Consider the following 26,623-nt stretch of genomic DNA (forward strand, 5'->3'; position numbering starts at 1 on the left):
GCTCAGTTTGACAATTGATTACTTATTATATTTTTATTTAATTCCCAATCTAGATTTTAACTTCAAAAACAAAAGTGCAATTTTATAAGCATCTTCTGCAGATGAATTTCTGTCACTTTTTGGAATTTTATAAATTTCGCATAAATCATCCAGTGAAAACTGTTTGTCATTAATGTCCATCAATTTTCTGTACATTACGTCAACATCCAAAGCTTCATTTTTTAATCTGCCGCAGTCAAGACGTTCTAGTGATGAATTGAGCATTTCAATATCGAAATTAATATGATGTCCGACTAAAACGGCATTTCCTAAGAAATTTACAAATGCTTCCAGTGCTTCCGGTTCCTGCATTTTGACCATTTTGCTTTCAATGATAAATTCATTTGAAAGTCCGTTATCCTGCAAAAATTTATATTGCAGCAATACAGATTCAAAATTATCCTTGATCACGATACTGTCATCAACTACTGAAAAAGCACCTAAAGATAAAATAACATCTTTATTCGGATTCAAACCTGATGTTTCGGTTGATAAAACAACGAATCTGTTAGGTTTTGTTTCGAATTTATTTAGGTAATCTTTCCAAAAATCTGGATATTCTTTATTAATATTTTTTAGCCAGTCTAGCATATTTTACGAGAATTGTGTAAGTTGAAATTTACTCTTAATTAATTCCTCAAGATCTTTCATTGGGGTCAAGGCATTTTTTAACTTTTCTTTGTCTGTTTTAGACATTTCTCTTAAATTAATATATTGTCCAGAATCATCATTTTTTAATCCTTCAACAGTTCTAAATTTTGAGAGTGTTAAAAAAGCTTCAGCACAGCTTAAATATATCTCAGCATTTTTAGAATCGGTTATTGCCAGCTGTTTGAATCTTAAATAGGTATTCTTGATTCCTTTTATGTTGGCATTTAAAATCAGTAAACGTGCAGCGTCAATTAATGGCATTAAAGCACGTGTTTTAATATCAAACTTTGTTTTATGCGGTCCTTCTTCTTCAACAATGAATTTTTTGAAAAAACTCAGCGGAGAATTCTTTTTCAAAGCATCATTTCCTAAAAAGTCAAAAAACAAGGTATTATTAACAGCATTCTTAAAAATCACATTTTCGATTACTTCTTCAATTTTTGGTTCACCAAAAACAATTTCATAATCAAAGAAAATACTGCTCAAATCGTTACTGTTTTCACCTGGAGTATTCATCCAGCTGTTGTATTGTTTAGTCCAGTCAGTCAATGACTTACACCAAAGCATGTTGCTTCCCATGTGGCCATTTGGGCAAAATTCATAACCTACTTTTTCTAAAATAGTAGTAGCTCTTTTAGCCAGTCTTAAAAAGTAATCTTTTACTTCTCTGTACTTTTCAGGAGCGACATCTTCAAAAATTAAAATACTGTCCTGATCTGTAAGTAATAATTGCTCTTTACGTCCCTGACTACCAATGCTTAACCAAGCAAAACGAGCAGGAGGTGAGCCTAAGTCTAAAATAGATAATTCGACAGCACGTTTGATAATTGCTAAGTTTATTTCGCTTGCAATATTGCTGACATGCGAAATAGGAATATTTTTTTGGATCGAATTCTGAATCAGATCAGAAAGACGATCACGAATCTGTTTTAAGTCTTTTGGCAGCTGAGAACGCTTAATTTCTTTAATTAAAACACCTGGGTTACTAGCTTGAGCTACAATTAGATCGTGCTCAGAAATAATTCCTTTTACAGCAGATTTACTTGTACCATCTTTAGTGACACATAAATGAGTTACATTATGTTTGAGCATAAGCAGCTGTGCTTCGGCCAATGATACATTTTCAATTACTGTTACAACAGGCGACGACATAATTTTATCGATGGACTCTGTAATAGGATAGCGTCCAGTTGCAATTTTTGAAGCCAAATCTGTAGCAGTAACAATACCAATTGGACGGTTTTTTTCACCGCAAACGATGATATTATCAACCATTGCTTCAGTCATTAAAATAGCAACGTCTTTAACAATATGAGTTGCCTCGGTTGTTAAAGGAGAATTATTGTAGTTAAGTGACTGAATGTATTGCATTTCTGACTGCTGATCTACATAAAATGAAGTATCAGAAATCATTTTTCCGTTTGAGTTGACACTGTCTTTTGTATTTCTTGAATTTGTTGCAAAACTTTCCAATAAAAAGTTCAGAACATCAGAATTATTAGCAACAAAAGGTCTAAAAACAGCAATAGGTATTGCATATATAATACTTTCTTCACGTGCTTTAGCCGTCATCATATAATTATTCTTGGCAAAGAATGGTCTTAATCCAAAAATATCGCCTTCATGACATTTATTGATAATGGTTTCTTCAGCATCAGCAATTGTAGTTAAATTGATAACGCCAGAAGCTACTACGTAAAAACTATCATGAAGTGTATCGTTATTTTGAAACAATACTGTATGTTTTTCTAAATTAAGTACACGGATATTGCTTGCAATATCAGATAATTCCTGAAAAGTCAAATTATTAAATGGCGGGTATTCTTTTAAAAAATCTGCAATATGCTCAGCAATTGTATTCATACGTTTGATAATTTTTTTAAAGTATCGTATGTAAAAATAAGAAAATAAAGTCTTACAATGAAAGCAACTTTATGAGAATCTGATTATTTTAAAGAAATGTTAAGATTTAATGATATCAAGGCTTTAAAATGTTTTTTTTACATTTAAATCAAAAATTATTGAAGTAATGTTTATTGTATAGAAACCTAAAATATTTTGATGTTTTTGTAAAATGTTAATTTACAGTGCTATATGTGAGAAGGATAGTCGCTTGAATATTGTTTTTCGTTCAAAAGGCAATATTTGAAGAGAAGTATTTTAAAATATTCTATTTTACATAATATAAATTATAGGTCAAAACTATATATCGGAACTATGTCTAATATTAGATATTATTTAGCAGATTTTCTAATCTATTCAGATTTACCCTTTGATCCATCTCTTTCATATTTCTCGTATTTGAAAATTTATTTTATTTTTTCTCAAATACGCGATTTATTCAATGTGCATATTGAAATAAAAAAAGCATCACGTAATATGCGATGCTTCAAATTTCTCGTATTTGAAAATTTAATTTAATTTTTTCAAATAAACGGATTTTCCATTAAGCGAAATTTCAATTTGATTTGTTTTATCGCTAAACGTTGTTCTTAAAACATTTCCTTTAAAAAGCTGCACATCGCCAAAAACTTTTCCAGTTTCGTCTGAAACGTATTCAAATAATAATTTTTTGTTTCCTGGCTCAATTCCGAGTTTATAACTTGAAAATTTTGTTCCTTTTAAATCAAATTGCTGCTGCGAATCGATAATGTTTCCATCAGCATAAAAATTCGTAATTGTTTTGTTTAAAGTAATGTCCGGATAATACTGATTTACTTTTGTAAGCAATGCGTATTGTTCTACATTTGCATCTTCTTGTTTTGAAGTTATTGTTTGAGCAAATGAAATTGTTGTAAAAATAAATGCTAATAATAAAGTGATTTTTTTCATAATTTAAATTTTATAGTTAAAGTTTCAAAACATTTCTGAAAACTTACATTATTACCATTTTTTACATAAAAATGTTATAATATCTAACAAGATAGCAAATATTAATTGATAATTTGAAATTAAAAGTAATTTCTTTAAGAAAATGACAACAAAAAAATACATCAAGCTCATACTTATCTTAGGTTCTTTAACTGCTCTTGGTCCTTTTTCAATCGATATGTATCTGCCTGGTTTCTCTGCTATTGCTAAGGATTTAAACACAAGTGTTGCAAAAGTTTCGATGAGTTTGTCAAGTTATTTTATTGGAATTTCAGCCGGACAATTACTTTACGGACCTTTATTAGACCGTTTTGGGCGAAAAAAGCCGTTATTTATGGGGTTGATGGTTTATATATTAGCGTCGTTAGGCTGTGCCTATGTGACTGATATTGATTCGTTTATTTTGTTGCGATTTATTCAGGCAATCGGAAGTTGTGCTGCAACAGTTGCTTCTGTAGCCATGGTTCGTGATCTTTTCCCTGTCAAAGATATTCCAAAAGTATTCTCGCTTTTAATGCTTGTTCTTGGTCTTTCTCCAATGCTTGCACCAACGATTGGCGGTTATGTGACCGAAGATTACGGTTGGCATACCGTGTTTATTATTTTAATGTTTATGGGAATTTCTATTTTAGTTGCTTCTCAACTTGGTTTGCCAAATAGTTATAAACCAGATGTTTATATATCATTAAAGCCAAAGCCTATTATTTCGAACTTTTTAAAAGTTCTTAAGGAACCTCAATTTTTTACTTATGCATTTACCGGAGCAATTGCTTTTTCTGGATTATTTACCTATGTAGCGGCCTCACCTATCATTTTTATGGATATTTACCATGTTGATGCCAAAACTTATGGATGGATTTTTGCTTTTATGTCGGTTAGTTTTATAGGTTCAAGTCAGTTAAACTCGATTTTATTGAAGAAATTTTCAAGTGAGCAGATGATTTTTGGAGCATTAATTTTGCAATCTGTTGTTAGTATTGTTTTCCTTATGCTTTCCTTAAACAATTTATTAGGATTGTATGAAACTATAGCGATGCTATTTATATTTTTGGGATGCTTGGGAATTTCGAACCCAAATACAGCGGGACTCACAATGGCTCCATTTGCTAAAAATGCTGGCAGCGCTTCAGCTTTGATGGGAGCCATTCAATTAGGATTAGGATCTATTGCATCGTTCGCGGTTGGAATCTTTGTTAAAGATTCTGTAGCGCCTATGGTTCTTATTATGACCGTCACAACCTTTATTGCTTTTATTGTTTTAAATATCGGAAAGCGATTTATTACTAAAAAAGTTGAATTAAGTGCTGAAGATGATGTTATAGCTGTTCATTAGAATAAATTAAAATTCCAAATTCCAAATTTGAGTATTTTCCAAAAAAGCAGAATCTAAAAATAGATTCTGCTTTTTTTATTGGAAATTGGAATTTATCTTTTGGAATTTATATATTTAAAAATCTGTAAATAAGGGTTTTATCGTGTTTTATTTCATTAATTTTATAGTGCTTAAAATTAAATGGAATCCAGATACCATTTGAAAAACGGGGCGAAACCGAAAAGCCACACGAGTAGGAATAAATTTCGAATTATTATGCCGAAATATGTTATTGAAAGAGAAATCCCAAATGCTGGCAAACTTACATCTGACGAACTTCAAAGTATTTCTCAGGCTTCCTGCGGAGTATTAAATCAACTAGGAACACAAATACAATGGGTAAACAGTTATATAACAAACGATAAACTTTATTGTATTTATATTGCGCCAAATGAAGAAATGATTTATGAACACGCTAAATTGGGAGGTTTCCCAGCCAATTCGGTAAATCAGATTTTAGCAGTAATTGATCCAACCACAGCGGAGTAAGTTTAAATTCCAAATTTTAAAATTCCAAATTCCAGGAATAAAAAAAGCCAAAATCAAAAGATTTTGGCTTTCTACTTTTAAAATTCAGACAACTTTTGCGTTTTCAAATTAAAATTTACTCATTCGCTTTGTTGTTTTTTATCTGGTCGAATAATCATTCTAAGAGATTGATCGCTTGCAAAATAAGCGACCATCCAGTTCCAGAAAGTTTGCAATCTATTTCTGTAAGTTATTAAAGAAATCAAGTGAATAAACAGCCAGATTATCCAAGCAAAAAATCCTTTAAAATGCCATTTCGGACTTGGTAAATCTACAACAGCTTTGTTTTTTCCAATGATTGCCATCGAGCCTTTGTCTTTGTACATAAATGGTTTCAAAGTTTTGTTCTTAACCATTGCTTTAAAGTTTTGGGCCAAATTTATTCCTTGCTGAATGGCGACCTGCGCTACTTGCGGATGTCCGTCAGGGAAATTTTTATCGCCGGCTAAAATGGCGGTGTCACCAATAGCGTAAATATTTTCTAATCCGTTGACTTTATTGAATTGATCTGTTGCCATACGTTTGCCACGGCCGTAACTTTCTTTCGGAATTCCATCAAATATTTTTGCCGAAACTCCAGCTGCCCAGATTAGGTTTTTTGTTTTAATGGTTTCTCCATTTTCAAAAAACACTGTATCATCAACATAATCAGTAACGCGTGTGTGCAATTTAACGACAACTCCCAGTTTTGTTAGCGCTTCGAGAGTATCTTTTTGAGAATCTTTGCTCATTGGAGAAAGCAATGCATCTCCTCCATCAACCAAATAAACATTACTTGCAGAGGTTTCTAATTCGGGATATTCTTTGAGCAGAATATTTTTTCTCATTTCGGCAAACATTCCAGAAACTTCTACTCCTGTTGGCCCACCTCCGGCAACAACTATCGTTAATAATTTACGGCGTTTACGCATATCCTTCGTAATGGCAGCTTTTTCAAGATTTTTAAGCAATGCATTACGCATTTCGATGGCATCATTTAAGGTTTTCATCGGAATGGCGTTTTTCATCACGTTTTCCATACCAAAATAACTCGTTTCTGCACCAGTTGCAAAAACAAGTTTATCATATGTTAATTCGCCATTGCTTAAAATAATTTTATTTTCAGCTGGAACTACAGAAAGTAATTCGCCCAAACGAAACTGGAGATTCTTTTTGCCTGCAAAAAATTTTCTGAAAGGATAACTAATGCTTGACGGCTCTAAAAAAGCCGTTGCAACCTGATAAATTAGTGGTGGAAAAAAATTATAATTATTCTTGTCAACGAGGATTACTTCAATTTGAGGCTGGTTTACAAGCTCTTTCGCAAGATTGATTCCTGCAAAACCGCCTCCTATTATAACGATCTTCATATATGTGTATATTTACTAGGATTATAAAATAATTCCTTATAAATATACAACTTTAATATGCAATGACAATTGTCAGATTTACTACTTTTTGAATTTTTTAACAGGTTTTTCAACTACATCGATTTTGTTCTGAAGGACATAGTTTGCTAGTAATTTTTCGATTAATTCATCTTTTGTCAAATGATGAAAAACAGTTTTTACTTTCGTTTTTAAATCTGCTGAAATATCGTGATTTGGTTTTGTTTTAAAAATCTGCTTTGCCCATAAAAGCGTGTTGTTTTCTTCTAAACTTAAAGCTGAAGGTTTTTCAAATTTGGCAAATTTAATTCCCAGTTCTCTTTCAAAATCAGGAATTTCAATTACTTCTTCTTCCTGCAAAACAGTTAACGAAAGTCCATTTGCTCCTGCTCTTGCTGTTCGCCCGCTGCGGTGCACATAATTTTCGTAAGTATCTGGCAAATGGTAATTTACTACATAAGAAATTTCTTTTACGTCAATTCCTCTCGCAGCAAGATCTGTTGCAATTAAAATATTGATATGACCTTCACGGAATTGCTCCATAATTCGGTCACGAATTCCCTGTGATAAACTGCCATGAAGCGCGCCTGAAGAAAAACGGTTTATAGCCAGATTTTTAGCTAATTTATTGACTGCCGCTTTAGTTTTACAGAAAATAATACCACGTTCACCATCTCTTGAATTTAAGAAATGCATTAAAACGTCCAGTTTTTCAATAGGATCAACTACAATGTATTGGTGATCAATTCCTTGATTTCCAGTTGTCTCCATACTGGCACTGATCTGAACTACATTTTTGTTTAAATAATTCTGAATCAGCTGCTTGATTGTTCCTGGCAAAGTTGCAGAGAACAAAAGTGTGCGGTGTTTCTTTGGAAGTTCAGCAACAATTTCGTCTAAACTTTCTTTTAGAATTGAAACCATTTCATCGGCTTCGTCTAAAACTAAATATTGAGTCTCTTTTAAATCGACTGCTTTGCGCTGAATCAAATCGATTAAACGCCCCGGAGTTGCTACAATAATATGTGTAGGCTGTGTAAGGCGCTCGATTTGAGGTTTGATTGGAATTCCACCGCAAGTTGCTGCGATTGAAATATTTGGAATATGCTTGGAAAAATCTTCTAAATTTCTGAAAATCTGATGACCAAGTTCTCTTGTCGGAACTAGTATTACCGCCTGAACTACTGGCGATTCTGTATCTATTAATTGTAATAAAGGCAGTCCAAAAGCTGCCGTTTTTCCTGTTCCGGTTTTAGCTAAACCAACAACATCATGCTTTTCAGCTAAAAGCAGCGGAATTGTTTTTTGCTGAATTTCTGTTGGTTCAACAATGCTTAATTCGCCTAAAGCTTTTAAAATTGGCGCTGAAACTCCTAATGCTGAGAATTGTTTAGACATAGTTTTTGTTTTTTTGTTTCATGTTTCAAGTTACACGAAAACTTAATAAATTGAACAAAGGAGAAATCACATCCGAAATGAATTATTCTGAAATGCGATTTCTCCTTTAAAATTATAAATAATGTTTTAGATTCCAACAACTTGAAACATGAAACCTGAAACAAATAAAACTTTTGAATTATCAATCCGGTTCGTTCATGATTTTTTCACGGTATTTTTTACCGATTAATAAAGTCATGTTCTTTTTATAATCATCAACCAGCCATTCGCGGTAATTTTTACTGCATTGGCTCAAACATTTTGCATAACGTTTGATTCTGCATTCAATATCATCATCAAGTTCTTTTCCTAATGATTTTGCTTCCTGCAGCGTTTCTGTATTATCTACGCACATTGCAGCATGTTGTTCTAGTGATTTATCCAAAACAATTTTAGAACGTAAATTCTGTTTTATCGCCAGTTTGTGCTCTTCATCAACATCAAAAGTAACATCAGCGGTTTTGCTAAATTTTGCTCTCAATTCTGGTGGCATACTGTATTTGAAAAATAATTCAATTTCAGTATCATCTCTGAGATTTTCAAGATAAAACTCTGGAGATTTAAAAATATGCTGCCAGTTTACTGGTTCGCTCCACAATCCAAAACGAGCTGCATTGTTACCCAAATCGATTACTGTAAAATCATCTTTACCAGGTAATTTACGAGATCCTCGTCCAATCATCTGGAAATATAATGTCAATGATTTTGTTGCTCTGTTCAAAATAATAGTTTCAACAGTTGGTTCATCAAATCCTGTTGTCAAAATTCCAACCGAAGTCAAAATTGCATCTGGAGTCTTTTTGAACCATGCCAAAATATCTTTACGTTCTTCAGAACTGCTTGTATTGTCAAGGTGTCTGATATCGTAACCTGCTTCTCTAAAAGTATCATATACATATAATGATGTATGAATACCGTTATTGAAGATTAAGGTTTTCTTTCCTAATGAACGTTCTGTATACGCATGAAGCAGTTTTTCCTGCATTAAAGTATTGGTATACAAATCATCAGATGATTTTACGGTATAATCACCGTTGATACCCACTTTTAATGAAGTCAAACCAACATCGTAGCTATAGGTTGTTGCTCTAGCCAAAAATCCTTTATCAATCAATGAGCCAATAGTATCACCAACGATCAGTTCATCATAACTTTGGTGCATTGGCAGTTTTATATTAGAACTCAAAGGTGTTGCTGTTACTCCTAAAATAAAAGCATTCTTAAATGAGTTTAATAATTTTCTGAATGAATTATAATGCGCCTCGTCAATAATTACCAGACCAATATTATCAAGATGAAGTTTCTCATCATTAATACGGTTTTTTAAAGTCTCAACCATTGCCACAAAGCAAGAATAATCATTTTGATCAGGAAGTTCTTTTACTTTACTATTGATTATTTTATTGCTTACGCCAAAGCCTTTCAGCATTTTTGACGTTTGCTTGCAAAGTTCGATACGGTGTGTTAAAACAACTACTTTTTTATCATTATTTGACAAATAACGACGTACAATTTCTGAGAATATCACTGTTTTACCTCCACCAGTTGGCAATTGATACAATAAATGGTGTTTTTGTGGTGCATTGTCTAGGCGATCAAAAATGGCATCAATATCACCTTTTTGGTACGCGTAAAGTTCTTTTTTTTCTTCTCTTTCTATTTCTAAAGTGTTTTGAGACATCGTTTATTTTTGGATTTTTGCAAAAATACACCGAAAAAACAGTTATTCATCGTAATTTAACTTAAAATAAATGTTTTTTTTAAATAAAGATTTTTTATGAGAAGTACATTTAAAGGTCAATTTTGTCCAAAACCGCTTCAAAATCGTACTTATTTTTCCATTTTTGTTCAACAGTCTGCTCGTGAATTGCAATAATTCTTGCTTTATATTCGTTTAAAATTCCATTTGAAATTAAGAAGTTAGTTGCCTGTTCAAATGAATTAAACATGCTTTTGTAAAACAATTCCTGCTTTATGAAATTTTGAGAAGAATAAGTTTGGGCAATTTCAATATTATAAAGCATCAAATCTGCAATTATAAAAGAATCAACACCAAGCGAAATGAAATGTTTGATTATTTTTTGAGCAACAGAACGGCGCATTTTTGCTTTTGGGCGCCATTTTGCATTTGGCTTTTTAATCGGAAAATATTCCTGCGAAATTTTAACTTTTGATTCCTGCAAAAGTTTGTCTTCTTTTGGATTAAAAACAAAATCATAATAGGTTTTTACAGGAATGAATTTTTCATAGAGCTCAATAAGCTGTTCTTCGAGCTGTTCCTTACTTAATTCGGCTAAATATTTTTTTAAATCGCGTTTGCTCATTATCAAAGTTTAAGAGTGTAAAAATAAATTACTTTTCTGACACATAACTTAAAAACCAATCCTAATACTTAATTTTGCTTCTATAAATTCAAAAAATACATATACATGCTCAAGATTTTTAAAGTTACTGCCATTTTAGAAGGAATTTCATATTTAGTATTATTCACCAATATGCTTTTTATAAAAACCAATAATCCTGAACTTTATCATACTTTACTTCGTCCGCTGGGAATGACACATGGTGTTTTATTTATCGGATACATTATTCTTGCTTTTTTATTGAAAAAGTCAATGAATTGGGATTTAAAAACGTTCGGAATCATTTTGATTGCTTCTCTTATTCCGTTTGGAACATTTTATATTGAGAAAAAATATTTAGAAAATAATGCATAAGCTTTTGGATAAAATATTTAATTTCTTATATCCGATTTTTAGAGATTGGGGAATGAGCCGCAACGTTGCGTCTTATACCAGTCTTATTTTTAATATTGCCATTTTAGTAGCTTTAGCTTATGTGATTTATTATATCGCCAAATTTATTTTAGTGACCTTGACTGCTGTTTTCGCGCAACGTACTAAAACTAAATTTGACGATTATTTAATTCAGAATAAGACAACAAGATATACCGCTTATTTAATTCCGTTTTTCTTTATTTATAAGGCTGTTCCAGTTATTTTAGATAAATACGATTACTGGGAATCTATCTTCGGAAAAATAGTTGGCGTTTATATTGTATTGTTAGGATTATGGATTGTCCGTACGATTTTTAATTCGCTTCGAGATTATTTAAAGCAAAAACCAGAATACAGCGATAAACCTATCGACAGTTTTGTTCAGGTTATTATGATTGTGCTCTGGATTTTTGGTGTTGCACTTATTATTTCGACTTTATTCGGAATAAAAAAAGGCGAACTGCTGACCATTTTAGGAACGCTTTCGGCAATTATTATCTTGATTTTTAGAGATACAATTCTTGGATTTGTTTCGAGTGTTCAGGTTGCGATTAATGATATGGTCCGAATTGGCGATTGGATTACGATGGATAAATTTGGTGCCGACGGAGATGTAATCGAAATCAATTTAACGACCGTAAAAGTTCGAAATTTTGATAATACGATAACGACAATTCCAACTTACGCATTAAGTTCAGATTCGTTCCAGAACTGGCGTGGTATGCAAAAATCAGCCGGACGCCGAATCAAAAGACATGTTTTGATAAAAAGCAGTACGATCAGATTCTTAAATGATGAAGATCTGGCCCAAATGAAAAAAGTCCAGCTGATTTCTTCTTATATAGATACACGACAAGCTGAAATTGAAAAGTACAATGATCTTCGAGGAGTTGATAAAACACTTGCTCTTAACGGTCGAAATATGACCAATTTAGGTTTGTTCAGAAAGTATATCATGCAATATCTTATAACGCATCCAGGACTGAATAAAGATATGCATATTATGTGTCGTCAGCTGCAATCAACAGCGCATGGTGTTCCTCTAGAAATTTATGCTTTTTCAAGTGATAAACGCTGGGCAAATTACGAATATATCATGTCTGATATTTTTGACCATGTTATGGCTTCTGTAGAATATTTTAATCTTGAAATATTTGAATTACCGTCTACGATTGGACGTTTGGAATAAGTTTTATTTAACCGCAAAGAGCGCAATCCCGATAGCTATCGGGAACGCAAGGTTTGCAAAGTTTTTTACATAAAGCTTTGCGAACCTTGCGTTTTTATGTAGCCAATCATACAAAACCTTGCGTTCTTTGCGGTTAAGTCAACGTTAAACCTGAAACTTGAAACAAATAAAAACTATTTCCCAACCTCTTCAAAAACAAACTTCGGTTCCTTATAATTTAATGTTCCCTGAATAAAACAAGGAAGATTCATGTAAGTTCCTACTACACCGTTTCCTAAAATTAGTTTTTTGTCTTTTTTCAGCAAAGCTATTGGGATTCTCTTCCAGCTTCCTCCATTGGAAATATAATGAAAATCGCCTGTAAGGGTATTTCCTTTAATATCTCCCCTTACATCGCCCGAATCTTTTCCAAGCTGATGATAAAGTATCTCGTAACGGCCGTAAAAACGTTTATCATTGATTTTGATGGTCAAAATAGCAGTGTCTTTTTGATTTACGGCGCGATAAACGATTTTTTGATAATCATTTTTGTTTTCTTTTGAATTACAAGAAATAACAGAAATCATAATTACAAGAAGAAAAAGGAAGGAGTTTTTATTCATAATAAATTTTTAAAACTAAATAAGTGATAAAACTACATTTAAACATTTTAAATTAAATTTTGTTAACTAACTTATGTTTTAAATTAGTTTTTGCATTGTAATTTTTTCTAAATTTAAAGAAAAAACATGGCAGACAGAGATAATTTTTTAAGAGAATTTAGAGGTGAAACTTTAGGAACTGTCAGTGCTCAGTCTTCGGCAGATGAATTGTTTCAAAATCAAACCATCAGACCCATTTTAAAACTGCAAAATGATTTGTTTATTGCCGTTTTCATAAATTACGTCAATAAAAACAAAGCCGATTTTTACTCCTATTCCGTCGAAAAGAAACTTCAGACGATAGAAAATTCCATTCAAAAAGACATTAAATTCCGAAATTCTTTAAAAGGAATTGTGATGGCACTTTTTACGATTGAAGAATATGAAACCTATATTCAGAATTCATCAAGTTTAAACAAACGAATGATGAATTTATTGATTGATCGATTGAAAAGCCAAGTGCAGTTGTTTGAAGTGGAATCTGATTTGAAATAGATTATCTAAATGAAAATAGAAATTGTAGAAAATAGGGAACAAAGCCTATTTGTTTATAATGATGATGAATTGTTGTTTCACTCTACAATAAAGTTTAATTGGCTTAGAAAGAATTTGGTTAAAATTTTTGATTCTAGTGATAAGCTTATTTTTGAACTCCAATGCTATGAGGCTCCTTTCAAAACTTCAAAGTATAAAATTTTATTTCAGGATTTTAATATCAAAGAAATTACAGAAGAATATATTTGTTTTGATGAAGATAAAACTTTGACAAATCAAAAAAGTGATTTCTTATCTTTTAATCAAAATTGTTTCTATACTTATAAAGAAAATAAAGTAGCTGAAACAAAACAAAAGTTGTGGAATTCACCTCAAAAAATAATTTTGAATATCAATGAAAAAGATATGAACTTATTAAAGTTTATTATAATTCATGTTTTGTCAACAAAAACGGGATATAATTCTAATTCCGATTAATATTTTATTTAAAAAAAATGTTCGACCAATTCCGAAATAAATTCCCTTTAACCGATGAAAAATGGTTAGAATACACAGACTATTTCAATCGTATTGAAGTTCCTGCAAAAACGATTCTATTAGAGGAAGGAGAAATTTCTAAAAAGCTTTTTATAATTGAAAAAGGCTGTGTGAGAGTTTGGTTCAATAATAACGGAAAAGATTTAACGACACAATTTTTTTTCGAAAATCAAAGTGTCGCTTCCATTGAAAGTTTCATGAAAAAATCGCCTAGTCCGGTTGTGGTAGAAACAATCGAACCTTCTGTTTTATGGTGGATTCATAAAAATGATCTGGATACGATTTTAGAAGAAATAAAAGAAATTCCAGCACTTAGAGACGGGTTGATTAATATGCTTTTTCAAAGAACATTTGATTATATGAAATATTTTGTTTCTTTTATAAAAGACTCTCCTACTCAACGTTATCTTGGTTTAATTGAAGAAAGACCTCAAATTATTCAGCGTGTTCCTCAGCATTACATTGCTTCTTATCTTGGCGTAACCACAGTTCATTTAAGCCGAATCAAAAGTAAATTGGCACACAAAAAATAATCATTTTGTATTTGATAACAAATGTTATCGTCTGCCCATAAACGGCTTTTTAATTTTGCTTCATAAAATTTAATAATTATGAAAGCAGCAGTAGTTTATAGAAAAGGCGAATTGCCTAAATATGCAGAATTTCCAGAGCCAATTGCAACAAACGAAAACGAGGTTTTAATTTCAGTTAAAGCCGTTGCGATTACAAATTTGGATAAAGGAATTGCGAGCGGAGAACATTATTCTTCGGAAAATGAAAATCAAAACGGAACCATAATTGGCAGTGACGCCATTGGTTTGCTGGAAAATGGAACCCGAGTTTACGCCCGTGGTATTTCAGGAACAATTGCGGAAAAAGCTTTAGTTGAGAAAAGCAGAATGGTCACATTGCCTGATGGAATTGATGATGCAACAGCTGCAGCGATGCCAAATGCAGTTGCAGGATCTGCAATGGCGCTTCGTTTTAGAGCCGGAATTAAACCTGGCGAAACGGTTTTAATCAACGGAGCAACTGGTTTTACAGGCCAAATGGCAATTCAGATTGCGAAGCATTATGGAGCAAAGAAAATAATCGTTACTGGCAGAAATGAAAAAACACTTCAAAGTCTTTTAGAATTAGGCGCCGATGAAATTGTTTCTTTAAAACAAGATGACGGAAGTCTTATTTCACAATTGAAAGACATTCATCAAAATACACCCATTGATATTGTTTTGGATTATTTGTGGGGACATTCCGCAGAACTTATTCTTTCTGTTTTAAAAGGAAATGGAAATTTTACACATAAAACACGATATGTTTCTGTAGGTTCAATGTCTGGGGATCTTATTCAATTGTCGGCACAAATTTTAAGAAGCGTTGATCTTCAATTGTCCGGTTCGGGTCTAGGAAGCTGGACAAGAGAGGAAGTGAAATTATTATTTTCAGAAATTCTTCCTGAAATGTTTCTTTTGGCTTCTCAGAAAAAATTAAAAGTAAATATTGAAAAAGTCAATTTAGCCAACATTGAAAAAATGTGGAATGCTGAAGTTTCTGATGGTAAAAGATTGGTCGTAGTTATTTAAAAATAATTTAAACGCGGACAAAACGGATTGCTAAAGCAAAACGCGGATAAAGCGGATTATTTTTGTATCAATTATCCACGCTGTTTGTCATTTAGAGGAACTAGAAATCTCCGCGAGAAACTCTACAAAGATTAGAAATATTCCATACGGAGCTACTTGTGGAGATTTCTAGTTCCTCGAAATGACAAGATTATGTTTAATTCTTGTGTTTTATTTATCTTTTAAATTTATTCAAAATGTATAAAAGAAAAAAGGTTTGATGAGAAATAAATCTGATCAAACCTTTTTTCTTTTAAAATAGTTGCAAATTTTACTCTTCAGAAAGCATCAATTCTTTAATATATTTAACCGGAGCGCTTCCAAAACTTAGGAATTTCTCATGAAATTGTTTCAGATTGAATTTATCGCCTTCTTTCTTCTTAAGTTCTTCTCTTAAATTGTAAATCTCCGTATATCCTGTAAAATATGAACATAATTGAACTTGAGATAAAGTTACGCGCTTCCACTTCCCTTCTGCTTCTGCCTGTTGCTGAAAAGCTTCTCTGGTAAGTAATATCATCGCATCTTCTTTTGACATGTTTTTAGTATGAACGCTGTTGTCTAAAATAGTGTTGCAAGTTGTTCTTAAATTCCATTTATAATACATCAACCACATTTCATCCGAATTTTTATAACCGCTTTCCAGCATCATTTTTTCTGCATAAACCGCCCAGCCTTCGACCATTGCGCCATTTCCTAAAATAGATTTGATGATGCTTGGCGACTGATTGCTGTAAATTAATTGTGTATAATGACCCGGAATTGCTTCGTGGATATTTAAAATCTGAAGAATGTAATCGTTGTATTCGCGCAAGTAACTTTCTGCATTTTCAGCCGTCCATCCCGACATGCTTCCAACGTTATAATAAGTATTTGCATTTTTGTCGTAAGGACCAGGAGCCGAAATTGAAGCGCCCGCTACGCCAGCCATATAGGCAGGTTCTTTACGAACAACTAAAGGTTTAGAGGGATCGATATACAACAAATTTTTAGCTTTTACATAAGCAGTAAGTTCAGGAATTTGTTTCTCAATTTCCGACTGGAATTTCTCCGGAGTCGTGTGTTGTAATGAGATTTTATCAATTACTTGTTTGATCAAATCCAGTTTATCAGCAGGTTTTGGTGCGTTTCCGTTGTATTTTTTCCATAATTTATCTGCAATGACAAACATTTTATCATGCAGATCATTTTTATGATCAACGGCAATTTTATAGATTTCATCAGCAGTATAACTTGACTGAATGTCAAAGTTGAATTTCTTTGCGTATAAAGCTGCGCCTAATCTAAAGGAACGCGGTGTTTTATTAGGCAAATTTTTCAGCCATTCCGCATAATCTTTTATAGCTTTAACAGAAACCTTTGCTTTGTCCTGAATTTCTTTTTTCTCTGCTTCCGTAAGTTTGCTTTTGCTTAACGCGTTATTTAATTCACCTTCAAAAACAGCAGAACCGCCAATGTTTTGGGCAATAGCAAGATCAGTATGTTCAATTGTCGGGTTTTTGATATTCTTTTTTGCAGCTTCATAATAAGCCGGAATAGTATTCATTTTGATGTTAAAAGCACGAAGACGAACTTCTAAAGAATCGTATTTTCCGTTTAAAATTTCTGCAAAAGAACCACAAACATTATATTCTGAAGGATCCCATTCAGATGCTTTTAATTCTTTTATGCTAAAAATAGTTCCTTCCAGCTGATTTTTAATCATTTGAAAATCGGTCTTATTATTATCAGACAAACTTTCGATATCATATTTTTTTAAAGAATCTAATTGTGCATTTGCAAAATCAAGTTCTATTTTACTTTGTTTAGCATCTGGAACAAGCAAAAGACTGTCATATTTATGAAAACCAACTCCAGAAGCCCAGTCTGGATAAATCTTCCATAAATTATCAACAAAATTACCTTTATATTGGTCAAATTTTTCATCTAAAGCTTTATCGACAGTTGCCTTGGCACTTTTATTACAAGAAAAAAGCAACGAAGCAGCAAAAATAGAAACAAAGAGTTTTTTCATAATTTGGTTTTTTATTCGATTTAAAGATAGAAAAAATGTTCTTTCTTCAAAACAGTAAGTCTTTGTGTAGTTATTTACTTCATTATAAATTGTTTAACACATAGAATCATAGATTTTGTAAACTTATAAAAGGCGTTTCACTTTTATTAACAAACATAGCTATGTGTTAGAAACTAAGTTTCTTTTTTATTTTCTTATTCACATCTAAATCCTATGTTTCTATGTGTTGAATAATTGTACTCAAAGGATTAATATTTCAATAAATCGAAAAGAACTTCTTCAAAGCGATTTTTTGCTAAAAACTGATCTTCCAAAGCTTTTGTAAACGGAATCGGCGAATCTAAACTGGCCACTCTTTTTACGGGACCGTCAAGATATTCAAAACATTGTTCCATGATTAAAGCTGAAATATCGCTTGCAATACCACCAAACATAGTATCTTCCTGATAAATAATGACTTTTCCTGTCTTTTTAACCGATGCAAAAATAGTCTCAGTATCTAAAGGCATCAATGTTCTTAAATCAATTAAATCGGCATCAATTTGCGGATTACTGGCCAAGGTTTCTAATGCCCAGTGAACAGTTGCTCCAAACGCAATAATGGTAACACTATTTCCTTCTTTTAAAACGGCTGCTTTTCCTAACGGAATGGTATAATAATCTGTCGGAACATCTTGATAAATACTGCGATACAATTGTTTATGCTCAAAAAATAGAACCGGATTTGGATCATTGATAGAAGTATTCAGCAATCCTTTTGCATCATAAGGAAATGCTGGGTAAACTACTTTTAATCCTGGAGTTTTGGTAAACCAAGCTTCATTTGTCTGTGAATGGAAAGGTCCCGCCTGAGTACCGCCGCCGCAAGGCATACGAACCACAACATCGGCCTTTTCGCCCCAGCGATAATGTGATTTTGCCAATAAATTCACGATTGGATTAAAACCTGTCGATACAAAATCAGCAAATTGCATTTCTACAATCGCTTTATATCCGTTGATTGATAATCCCATTCCGGCTGAAACTACTGCGCTTTCACAAATTGGCGTATTGCGTACTCGATCCTTCCCAAAAGCATCAACAAAACCTTCTGTAATTTTGAAAGCACCGCCATATTCAGCAATATCCTGGCCCATAATGACTAAGTTTTTATTGCGCCACATTGATTGCTCTAAACCATTTCGGATAGCATCGATAAAGCGAATATTTTTTACTTCTTCACCATGAGTATATTCTTCATATTCAAAATCTTTATAAACATCATCTAATTCTCCGCTGTAAGTTGGAACAATCTCAGGTTCTGCATTTGCAATGGCTAAATTTTCGTCAATTTCTTGTTTGATTTCATTGTGAAGCTCTGCGTCATATTCGGCTGTTAAAATTCCTTTTTCAGTCAAATAATTACGATAATTTGTCACAGGATCTTTAGCTGCCCATTCGTCCATTAATTCCTGCGGAACATATTTTGTCCCACTCGCCTCTTCATGCCCGCGCATTCTGAACGTTTTAAATTCCAATAATACTGGATGCGGATCACGCTGCATTTGTTCTTTTAATTCAGCAAGTTTATTGTAAACTTCAAGTATGTTATTTCCGTCAATAATATGGCTTTTAATGCCGTATCCAATGCCCTTATCAGCAAGATTTTCGCATAAATATTGTTCGTTTGTTGGTGTCGAAAGTCCGTAACCGTTGTTTTCAATAACAAACATTACAGGCAATTTCCAGACTGCGGCAATATTCAGCGCTTCATGAAAATCGCCTTCGCTGGTTGCGCCTTCTCCAGTAAAAACCGCAGTTACTTTTTTGTTATTCTGAAGTTTATTGGCTAATGCGATTCCGTCTGCGATACCTAATTGCGGACCGAGATGCGAAATCATTCCGATTATCTTATATTCTTGCGTTCCAAAGTGAAAACTGCGGTCTCTTCCTTTAGTAAAACCGTTCGCTTTTCCCTGCCATTGCGAGAATAAACGGTGAAGCGGAATATTTCTGGTGGTAAAAACGCCCAGGTTTCGGTGCATTGGCAGTACATATTCAGATTCGTCTAAAACAGCTGTAACACCTACTGCAATAGCTTCCTGTCCTATTCCAGAGAACCATTTTGAAACTTTTCCCTGACGAATCAGGATCAGCATTTTTTCTTCGATTAATCGAGGTTTTAGAATTTTTTTATATAAATCAAGTAATTGAGCGTCGGTCAGATTTTGTCTGTAAAAGATCATTGGGTTAGTGTTTTTTAGTGTTTCAAATATAGAAAATTATAACAATTTTATTTGTTTTTGTTATAATATTTCAATTTTAATATAACTTTTAAAATTCAATTCTAAAATATTCTCTACCTTTGTTACTGAAAGGTTTTTCGACACCTTTCATCTTTAAATAAAAAATGTAAAGTATGCAAAACATTCCTAGTGTAGACTTACGTGATTTCCTTTCGGACGACCCGAAACGTAAACAAAAATTTGTAAATGAAATCGGCAATGCATTTGAAAACATTGGCTTCGTAGCCCTAAAAGGTCATTTTCTTGACGACCAATTGGTAGACGAGCTTTATAGCGAAATTAGAAAATTTTTCGCTTTGCCAATAGAAACTAAGCATAATTATGAAATTCCTGGTATTGGCGGACAAAGAGGTTATGTATCTTTTGGAAAAGAACATGCTAAAGGACGCAAAGAAGGAGATTTGAAAGAATTTTGGCATTTTGGCCAGTATGTTGATGCAGATTCAAAATACGCGTCAGAATATCCAGACAACGTTGAAGTAAAAGAGTTGCCACGTTTTAATGTGGTTGGTAAAGAAGCTTACCAAATGCTTGAAAAAACTGGAGTTTACGTTCTTAGAGCTTTAGCTTTGCATTTAGGTTTAGATGAATTTTATTTTGATAACTATGCAAAAGACGGAAATTCAATTTTAAGACCAATTCACTACCCGCCTATTACTACTGAGCCTGAAAACGCTATTAGAGCAGCAGCACATGGTGATATCAACTTGATTACACTTTTAATGGGTGCTCAAGGAAAAGGATTACAGGTTCAAAATCATGATGGCGAGTGGATTGACGCGATCGCAGCCGATGATGAATTAGTAATTAATGTTGGCGATATGTTGTCAAGACATACTAACAACAAACTAAAATCAACAATTCACCAAGTGGTAAATCCGCCAAGAGAATTATGGGGAACTTCACGCTACTCAATTCCATTTTTCATGCATCCTGTAAGCGATATGCGTTTGGATTGTCTTGAAAACTGTATTGATGCTGAAAACCCTAAGAAATTTGAAGATATTACAGCGGGAGATTATTTATACGAACGTTTAGTAGATTTAGGGTTAATAAAAAAATAACCTTTTTAAATCTCAAATTTTTAAAATTCCAAATTCCAATTCAAACTTTGGGATTTGGAATTTAATTTTTACAAACTATATTTATTGAAATTTATTTTTTAGAATAAAAAAATTTATGGACTTTAAAGATCAATTAAAAAACTTATTTCCAGACCACGTTGAATCGAATGAACCTGAGGAAATTCAGGCCGAAGAGCATGTATTATACGTTCAGAAAGAACCTATGATTTGTAAATTCGAAAAACGAAAAGGAAAAGCCACTACGATTATTGAAGGTTACGAAGGATCTGATGAAGATTTTAAAGTTCTTGCCAAAGAAATTAAAACAAAATTAAGCGTTGGCGGTACTTTTAAAGATGCTTCAATCATTATTCAAGGCGATTATCGCGATAAGATTATGGCTATTTTAAAAGAAAAAGGATTTAAAACGAAACGTGTAGGCGGTTAAATAAAATTCCAATTTTTTAAATTCCAAATTCCAATTCAAAAAAAAACAAAAACTAGTTAAAAATAATAACTCGAAGTTTTAATAAAAAACACAAAGTTTGCAATGCTTTAGCTAAATTTAGGTTTGGAATTTGGAATTTAAAAAATTGGAATTTATTTTTCAAACCTTAGAAACTTAGCAACTTAAAAAAAATGATCCAAAACTCAGAATTAATACTTAACCCAGACGGGAGTGTTTACCACTTAAATCTTCGTCCTGAACATATTGCACACGATATTATTTTTGTGGGAGACCAGAACAGAGTGGAAAAAATCACTCAGTTTTTTGAAAAAATAGAATTTTCTACGCAAAAAAGAGAGTTTAAAACCCAAACCGGAATTTACAAAGGAAAACGTATTTCAGTAATTTCTACAGGAATTGGTCCTGACAATATTGATATTGTGTTGAATGAACTGGATGCATTAGTAAACATTGATTTAGAAACTCGTACGCCAAAAGAAAATTTAACTTCACTAAATATCATCAGAATTGGAACTTCGGGCTCTTTGCAGGAAGATATCCCTGTTGATAGTTTTGTAATGTCAAAATTCGGACTTGGTTTAGATAATATGCTTCGTTCTTATTTAATTGATGAAGTTTCAAATGCAGCAATTGAAGATGCTTTTACTACGCATACCAATTGGGATATCAGAAAAGGAAGACCTTATGCCATTGCATGTTCTGAAACTTTAGAAAAAATAATTGAATCAGATAAAATTTTCAAAGGAATTACGGCAACTGCTGGCGGTTTTTATGGTCCTCAGGGTCGCGTGTTGCGTTTAAATATTCAAGATGAAGAATTAAACAATAAAATGGATAATTTTGATTTTGACGGCAATAAAATCACTAATTTAGAAATGGAAACGGCGGCGATTTATGGCCTTTCGGCACTTTTAGGACATAATGCATTATCTTTAAATGCTATTATTGCCAATCGTGCTTCAGGAACTTTTAGTGAGGATCCTTATAAAGCTGTTGATGAACTGATTACTTATACTTTGAATAAACTGGCTGAGAAATAATTAGATAATTTGCCAATTAGAAAATGAGATAATTTTAATATTCAGTTTTAATATTTTATGGGGCACTTATTTCAGCATGTACTTGGAGCATTCTTTCTGGGAATTGGAGGCTTATTCAGGTGGAGTTTCTTTCAATTGTTAAACGTTTCCATTGAGGAAAAATATTCTAAAGATCTAGAATATTATTTGGACCAGAAAAACCCAAATGTTGATAAAAATGGCTTTACTGTAGCGCAGAAAAATTTTCTTGCCGGAATAATTATATTTATAAGTTTTATATTTCTAATTAATAAATTTGGATAATGACATTAAGAGTAGCCCGCCATACAAATGATTTAAAAAGAATTGAAGATTTTTATGTTAATGTACTTGGTTTTGAGCAATTAGGAGAATTTCAAAATCATAATAATTACAGTGGCATTTTTATTGGAAAATCGGGTTTAGACTGGCATTTTGAATTTACTCAATCAGAATCTGAGGCTAAACATATTTTTGATGAAGATGATGTTATTGTGTTATATCCAAAAGCAATGTCAGATTATAATGGTTTAATTAATAAACTAGTACATCTAAACATCTCAACCATAACTGCAGCAAATCCATTTTGGAATGAAAACGGAAAAATGATTCAGGATCCAGATGGTTATCGTATTGTTATATCACCTTTAAAAGCTGTAATCAGCGAAATTGAATAATGCAGGAAACACATACAAAAATCTTATTTAAATATTACAGCAGTTTTTTAGAAGAAACAGTTTCAGAAACAATGTGGTCAGAAATTATTAATCTCGAAAAAGGATTTTTCAGGCTTGATAATATTCCATTTTTTGGAGCATCAATTGCAACAGGAGATTTATTTTATGCCGAATACGAAGAAGAAGAAAAAAAACTGGTTTACAAAGAAACTATCGAACATTCAGGAAACTCGATTGTTCAGATATTAATTTTAGAAGCCGGTTTTGATGCAGCAATAATTAAAGAAAAACTTCAGGCAATTAATTGTTTATCTGAAAGTCTGAACGATACATTTTTGGCAGTCGAAATTGTGAGAGATGTTGATTATGCGATTGTTAAAAACGTTTTAATTGAATATGAAAACCAATCAGTTATAGAATTTGCAGAACCTTACATTTCTGAAAAACACCGAGCTGATTTATTAAAAAACTAAACAAACTTAAAATACGCATACCAAACTTAACTTAAACTTAAACTGTAATGAAAACTGTAAACATTGTAGGTGTTCCCGAACACTTCAATTTGCCATGGCATTTATGCATTGAAAATGGTGAATTTGAAGCAGAAAATATTGATTTGCAATGGAAAGATATTCCAGAAGGAACTGGTAAAATGTGCCAGATGCTGCGAGATGGCGAAGCCGATATTGCGGTTATTTTGACGGAAGGAATTGTCAAAGATATTTTGGCCGGAAATCCGAGCAAGATTGTCCAGATATATGTTCAGTCTCCTTTAATTTGGGGAATTCATGTAGCTTCAAAATCTGATTTTCATTCTGTAAAAGATCTTGAAAACAAAAAAGTTGCTATTTCAAGATTAGGATCTGGATCTCAATTAATGGCATACGTAAATGCAGCTGAACAAGGCTGGGAATCTGACGATCTTCAATTTGAAATTATCAATACGATTGATGGCGCTGTTGAAGCCTTGACAAATGGCACAGCAGATTATTTTATGTGGGAACGTTTTATGACAAAACCGCTTGTTGACAAAGGCATTTTCAGACGTGTTGGCGACTGCCCTACTCCTTGGCCATCATTTGTTATCACGGTTCGCGATGAATTTTTGAAAAAAAATCCAAAAGTTGTGGAGAAAATTCTTGAAATCATCAATAAAACAACTCATGATTTTGCAGAAATTCCAGAAATAGATAAAACTTTAGCCGAGCTTTTTAACCAAAAAATTGAAGATATTCAAGAATGGTTAAAATTGACGCAGTGGTCTCAAAAACATTTAAGTGAAAAAGCATTTTTAAAAATTCAAAATCAATTATTTGATCTGGGAATTATTGATAAAAAAAGTACTTTTGTTGAAACGGTAAAAGCGCTGTAAAATCTGCTTTGATTTTTTATGATGAATTTCCCTAAAATTGACTTTCCGCGATTAAAATCCAAATTACAGGTGAAATCACCTTGGGATAGGATTATTATTATGGTGTTAAGTCTTTTAATTACAATCCCGATATTCATTATTCTGCATCAAAATCTCCGCGATTTAAATTGGACCTTCAATTTAGATCGCGTATTTATTTTTTTATTCGTTTTTGCAGCCGTCTTTTTTCTGCTGATGCTTTTGCGAACCATAATTATTTTGTGCGTTGCTGTTTACTTACTGGTATTATTTTACGGAAGTGTGATAGGAAATTATGGTTTCAGTGAGATTTCTGAAGATTATAATTCGATGATTTATACGATGTCTGATAATCCTTTTCCGCAGGATATCATTGTGGCAAAACTGCTTCCTTTTCCAAATAAAACAAAAATTATAAACGCCATCGAATATCAGAATCCGAAGGTTCGAAATTTTGCTATAATGGCTACTACAAAGCATTTTAAAGGCATTAGAGGATATTCTGATTATCGAACTACGATTCAATGTTTTGCTGTTTTTAAAGAAATAAACAGCCGTTGGAATTATGTTAATGATCCAAAAGAAGGCGATTATATTGCAACTGCAAGTGAGTCATTGGAATATTTTTCTGGAGACTGCGACGACCATTCCATTTTAATGGCAGCGGCAATTCGTTCTATTGGCGGTACACCAAGGCTGATTCATACCAAAGGGCATATTTATCCAGAAATTTTAATAGGTTCTTTAATTGATTTGGAGAAAGTCAATTTCCTAATTAAAAATGTACTTTTTGTCAAAGAAAGTTATGGCAAAAAAATACATTATCACATCGATGAACGCGGTCAGGTATGGATGAATTTGGATTATACCGCTACTTATCCAGGCGGTCCATTTTTGTATGAAGAGATTTTGGGAGAATTGACGCTTAACTAAATAATCAATTTCAAAATTCATTCTGCATTTCACAAATCACATTTTTGATTTTGCGTAAAGTTCTCTTCCAAGCGTAGCAAAAAATGGAAGTGAAACCGAATCATATTCGTAAATATTATCATTAAAAACGCCATCTTTATTGACCAGCATTGTTGCTGAAACCATAAATTCAACTTTATTTTCGCTGTCAATTATATAAGCTGTTTCCGTCATTGTTCCGTATGCTTGGCCAATTTTATTATATATTTTTATGTTTTCTGGGATTTGATCTTTTGAATCACCAAACATGAAAAATTTACAATAGCTGTCATAATACTCTTTTGGATCATAACCAGCATTTCGAGGTAAATTCTGCATCGAGAATAAAATAAATTCTCGTTCTTTATCTGTTATTTTAAAACGCTCATTTTCATTAAAAGCCTCAGGAAATACAATTCTTTTTAAGGTATTATGAAGTGTTTCTAACGGATAATAATTTTTCTTAGAAAAATCGAAAGGTTCATTTACAAGTTTTTCATCTTTCATAAAACCTGTCCCTTTTTTGAGTTTTTTAAGAACTAATTCGGTACTTTTTTCATTTAGTTTTGAAGGAAAAACTTCGGCTATACCGTCATCTTTATATAGCGTAACCGATTTTACAAGAGGATTTGAAGGTTCAGAACCAGAAAGTCTATGAGTTATTCTGAAAGGGGCTAATCCTTTCTCTTTCATTTTCTGATTGATATAATCAAAACCTGTAAACTCAAATAAATTGCTGCTGGCAACATTATCGCTTACAGCAAAAACTTTAGTGATTTCGTCTGCAAATTTTAGTTTTTCAGAACTTCCTTCTATAGTAAAAGTACTGTTGACAGAAGTATTAGCAACAGTATTTAATTTTTCAAGCGCTAAAATTGCGATTGGCAGTTTTATCGTACTTGCTGGATAATAATAATTCGATGCATCTAAATGATATGTGAAGTCTTTAAACGTAATTTTTTCCTTATTTCGAATAATTTGGGTATAGATGATTTGAAGTTCATATTGCTTCGGGTTTTTCATTACTTCTTTTATTTTTTCATCCTTAGAAGCTAAAACTTTTTCTAAAACATTTTTTTTAGAACTGCAGCTAAAGAACAATAAAGCGACAAAAAAGAAAATACATTTTTTAAATACCGGCATAATTCGAGTTGAAAATAGAATCTCAAATATAAATATTACATATTAG

The 26,623-nt window shown here is 32.4% G+C and carries 27 protein-coding genes; 16 read left to right on the top strand and 11 right to left on the bottom strand.

From position 1 onward, the window contains the following. Positions 1-33 precede the first annotated feature (33 nt). From GKZ88_RS14195 to GKZ88_RS14205, 3 genes are all read right to left on the bottom strand, one after another. Positions 34-630 carry a 3'-5' exonuclease gene (locus GKZ88_RS14195; RefSeq protein WP_155103014.1) on the bottom strand — a complete coding sequence of 199 codons (597 nt, stop codon included), beginning with the start codon at positions 628-630 and terminating at the stop codon, positions 34-36. Positions 631-633: 3 nt separating this feature from the next. Continuing rightward, positions 634-2,553 carry a DUF294 nucleotidyltransferase-like domain-containing protein gene (locus GKZ88_RS14200; protein WP_155103015.1) on the bottom strand — a complete coding sequence of 640 codons (1,920 nt, stop codon included), beginning with the start codon at positions 2,551-2,553 and terminating at the stop codon, positions 634-636. A gap of 549 nt (positions 2,554-3,102) precedes the next feature. Continuing rightward, positions 3,103-3,522: a hypothetical protein gene (locus GKZ88_RS14205; protein ID WP_155103016.1), complete on the bottom strand. Its 420-nt coding sequence runs from the start codon at positions 3,520-3,522 to the stop codon at positions 3,103-3,105. Positions 3,523-3,664: 142 nt separating this feature from the next. Here GKZ88_RS14205 and GKZ88_RS14210 point away from each other — a divergent pair, with 142 nt between their 5' ends. Both GKZ88_RS14210 and GKZ88_RS14215 read left to right on the top strand, forming a co-directional pair. Continuing rightward, positions 3,665-4,894: a multidrug effflux MFS transporter gene (locus GKZ88_RS14210; RefSeq protein WP_155103017.1), complete on the top strand. Its 1,230-nt coding sequence runs from the start codon at positions 3,665-3,667 to the stop codon at positions 4,892-4,894. A gap of 255 nt (positions 4,895-5,149) precedes the next feature. Beyond that, the gene (locus tag GKZ88_RS14215; RefSeq protein WP_155103018.1) at positions 5,150-5,422 is read left to right on the top strand and encodes a DUF4242 domain-containing protein; all 273 of its coding nucleotides are present in this window, start codon (positions 5,150-5,152) and stop codon (positions 5,420-5,422) included. A gap of 119 nt (positions 5,423-5,541) precedes the next feature. On the opposite strand, the gene GKZ88_RS14220 is transcribed toward GKZ88_RS14215, so the two are convergent. From GKZ88_RS14220 to GKZ88_RS14235, 4 genes are all read right to left on the bottom strand, one after another. Further along, the gene (locus GKZ88_RS14220) at positions 5,542-6,810 is read right to left on the bottom strand and encodes an NAD(P)/FAD-dependent oxidoreductase (RefSeq protein ID WP_155103019.1); all 1,269 of its coding nucleotides are present in this window, start codon (positions 6,808-6,810) and stop codon (positions 5,542-5,544) included. An 81-nt stretch (positions 6,811-6,891) separates the two neighbouring features. After that, on the bottom strand, positions 6,892-8,226 hold the full coding sequence (locus GKZ88_RS14225; protein ID WP_155103020.1) for a DEAD/DEAH box helicase: 1,335 nt from the start codon (positions 8,224-8,226) through the stop codon (positions 6,892-6,894). Positions 8,227-8,407: 181 nt separating this feature from the next. Then, positions 8,408-9,946 carry a DEAD/DEAH box helicase gene (locus tag GKZ88_RS14230; RefSeq protein WP_155103021.1) on the bottom strand — a complete coding sequence of 513 codons (1,539 nt, stop codon included), beginning with the start codon at positions 9,944-9,946 and terminating at the stop codon, positions 8,408-8,410. Positions 9,947-10,055: 109 nt separating this feature from the next. Continuing rightward, positions 10,056-10,589: a DUF6155 family protein gene (locus GKZ88_RS14235; protein ID WP_155103022.1), complete on the bottom strand. Its 534-nt coding sequence runs from the start codon at positions 10,587-10,589 to the stop codon at positions 10,056-10,058. Positions 10,590-10,694: 105 nt separating this feature from the next. On the opposite strand from GKZ88_RS14235, the gene GKZ88_RS14240 reads away from it, so the two are divergent. Further along, positions 10,695-10,982, top strand: a complete 288-nt coding sequence (locus tag GKZ88_RS14240) for a DUF3817 domain-containing protein (protein WP_155103023.1) — start codon at positions 10,695-10,697, stop codon at positions 10,980-10,982. After that, a complete protein-coding gene (locus tag GKZ88_RS14245) occupies positions 10,975-12,231 on the top strand; it encodes a mechanosensitive ion channel domain-containing protein (protein ID WP_155103024.1) in 1,257 nt (418 codons plus the stop codon). The genes GKZ88_RS14240 and GKZ88_RS14245 overlap by 8 nt, the downstream gene beginning before the upstream one ends. Before the next feature lie 173 nt (positions 12,232-12,404). Here the strand turns inward: GKZ88_RS14245 and GKZ88_RS14250 are convergent, their stop codons facing one another. Next, positions 12,405-12,833 (bottom strand): hypothetical protein, encoded by a 429-nt coding sequence (locus tag GKZ88_RS14250; RefSeq protein ID WP_155103025.1) that lies wholly within the window; start codon positions 12,831-12,833, stop codon positions 12,405-12,407. A gap of 126 nt (positions 12,834-12,959) precedes the next feature. On the opposite strand from GKZ88_RS14250, the gene GKZ88_RS14255 reads away from it, so the two are divergent. From GKZ88_RS14255 to GKZ88_RS14270, 4 genes are all read left to right on the top strand, one after another. Beyond that, positions 12,960-13,367: a glyoxalase gene (locus GKZ88_RS14255; protein WP_155103026.1), complete on the top strand. Its 408-nt coding sequence runs from the start codon at positions 12,960-12,962 to the stop codon at positions 13,365-13,367. 9 nt (positions 13,368-13,376) lie between these two features. Further along, complete coding sequence (locus GKZ88_RS14260) at positions 13,377-13,844, top strand: hypothetical protein (RefSeq protein WP_155103027.1); 468 nt, start codon at positions 13,377-13,379, stop codon at positions 13,842-13,844. A 17-nt stretch (positions 13,845-13,861) separates the two neighbouring features. Next, complete coding sequence (locus tag GKZ88_RS14265) at positions 13,862-14,437, top strand: Crp/Fnr family transcriptional regulator (protein WP_155103028.1); 576 nt, start codon at positions 13,862-13,864, stop codon at positions 14,435-14,437. Positions 14,438-14,515: 78 nt separating this feature from the next. Continuing rightward, on the top strand, positions 14,516-15,487 hold the full coding sequence (locus GKZ88_RS14270; RefSeq protein WP_155103029.1) for a zinc-binding alcohol dehydrogenase family protein: 972 nt from the start codon (positions 14,516-14,518) through the stop codon (positions 15,485-15,487). Positions 15,488-15,797: 310 nt separating this feature from the next. On the opposite strand, the gene GKZ88_RS14275 is transcribed toward GKZ88_RS14270, so the two are convergent. Both GKZ88_RS14275 and GKZ88_RS14280 read right to left on the bottom strand, forming a co-directional pair. Then, on the bottom strand, positions 15,798-17,540 hold the full coding sequence (locus GKZ88_RS14275; protein WP_155103030.1) for a DUF885 domain-containing protein: 1,743 nt from the start codon (positions 17,538-17,540) through the stop codon (positions 15,798-15,800). A gap of 248 nt (positions 17,541-17,788) precedes the next feature. Continuing rightward, the gene (locus tag GKZ88_RS14280) at positions 17,789-19,765 is read right to left on the bottom strand and encodes a dehydrogenase E1 component subunit alpha/beta (RefSeq protein WP_155103031.1); all 1,977 of its coding nucleotides are present in this window, start codon (positions 19,763-19,765) and stop codon (positions 17,789-17,791) included. 173 nt (positions 19,766-19,938) lie between these two features. On the opposite strand from GKZ88_RS14280, the gene GKZ88_RS14285 reads away from it, so the two are divergent. The 8 genes from GKZ88_RS14285 (at position 19,939) to GKZ88_RS14320 (ending at position 25,416) form a co-directional block, all read left to right on the top strand. Further along, positions 19,939-20,889, top strand: a complete 951-nt coding sequence (locus GKZ88_RS14285) for a 2-oxoglutarate and iron-dependent oxygenase domain-containing protein (protein WP_155103032.1) — start codon at positions 19,939-19,941, stop codon at positions 20,887-20,889. Between the two features lie 115 nt (positions 20,890-21,004). Beyond that, positions 21,005-21,337 (top strand): translation initiation factor, encoded by a 333-nt coding sequence (locus tag GKZ88_RS14290; RefSeq protein ID WP_133523916.1) that lies wholly within the window; start codon positions 21,005-21,007, stop codon positions 21,335-21,337. A gap of 191 nt (positions 21,338-21,528) precedes the next feature. Continuing rightward, positions 21,529-22,398 carry a nucleoside phosphorylase gene (locus tag GKZ88_RS14295; protein WP_155103033.1) on the top strand — a complete coding sequence of 290 codons (870 nt, stop codon included), beginning with the start codon at positions 21,529-21,531 and terminating at the stop codon, positions 22,396-22,398. Positions 22,399-22,455: 57 nt separating this feature from the next. After that, a complete protein-coding gene (locus GKZ88_RS14300) occupies positions 22,456-22,701 on the top strand; it encodes a hypothetical protein (protein WP_155103034.1) in 246 nt (81 codons plus the stop codon). Beyond that, complete coding sequence (locus tag GKZ88_RS14305) at positions 22,701-23,093, top strand: VOC family protein (RefSeq protein ID WP_155103035.1); 393 nt, start codon at positions 22,701-22,703, stop codon at positions 23,091-23,093. Before GKZ88_RS14300 ends, GKZ88_RS14305 begins: the two co-directional genes overlap by 1 nt. Further along, positions 23,093-23,566 (top strand): DUF4265 domain-containing protein, encoded by a 474-nt coding sequence (locus GKZ88_RS14310; RefSeq protein WP_155103036.1) that lies wholly within the window; start codon positions 23,093-23,095, stop codon positions 23,564-23,566. Before GKZ88_RS14305 ends, GKZ88_RS14310 begins: the two co-directional genes overlap by 1 nt. Positions 23,567-23,613: 47 nt before the next feature. After that, on the top strand, positions 23,614-24,465 hold the full coding sequence (locus tag GKZ88_RS14315) for a substrate-binding domain-containing protein (protein WP_155103037.1): 852 nt from the start codon (positions 23,614-23,616) through the stop codon (positions 24,463-24,465). An 18-nt stretch (positions 24,466-24,483) separates the two neighbouring features. After that, positions 24,484-25,416: a transglutaminase gene (locus GKZ88_RS14320; RefSeq protein WP_155103038.1), complete on the top strand. Its 933-nt coding sequence runs from the start codon at positions 24,484-24,486 to the stop codon at positions 25,414-25,416. Positions 25,417-25,452: 36 nt separating this feature from the next. Here the strand turns inward: GKZ88_RS14320 and GKZ88_RS14325 are convergent, their stop codons facing one another. Then, a complete protein-coding gene (locus tag GKZ88_RS14325; RefSeq protein ID WP_155103039.1) occupies positions 25,453-26,577 on the bottom strand; it encodes a serine hydrolase in 1,125 nt (374 codons plus the stop codon). Positions 26,578-26,623: the final 46 nt, after the last annotated feature.

Origin of the sequence: Flavobacterium sp. LC2016-01 (assembly GCF_009711135.1) — a bacterium.
In the GTDB taxonomy this organism is placed as follows: domain Bacteria; phylum Bacteroidota; class Bacteroidia; order Flavobacteriales; family Flavobacteriaceae; genus Flavobacterium.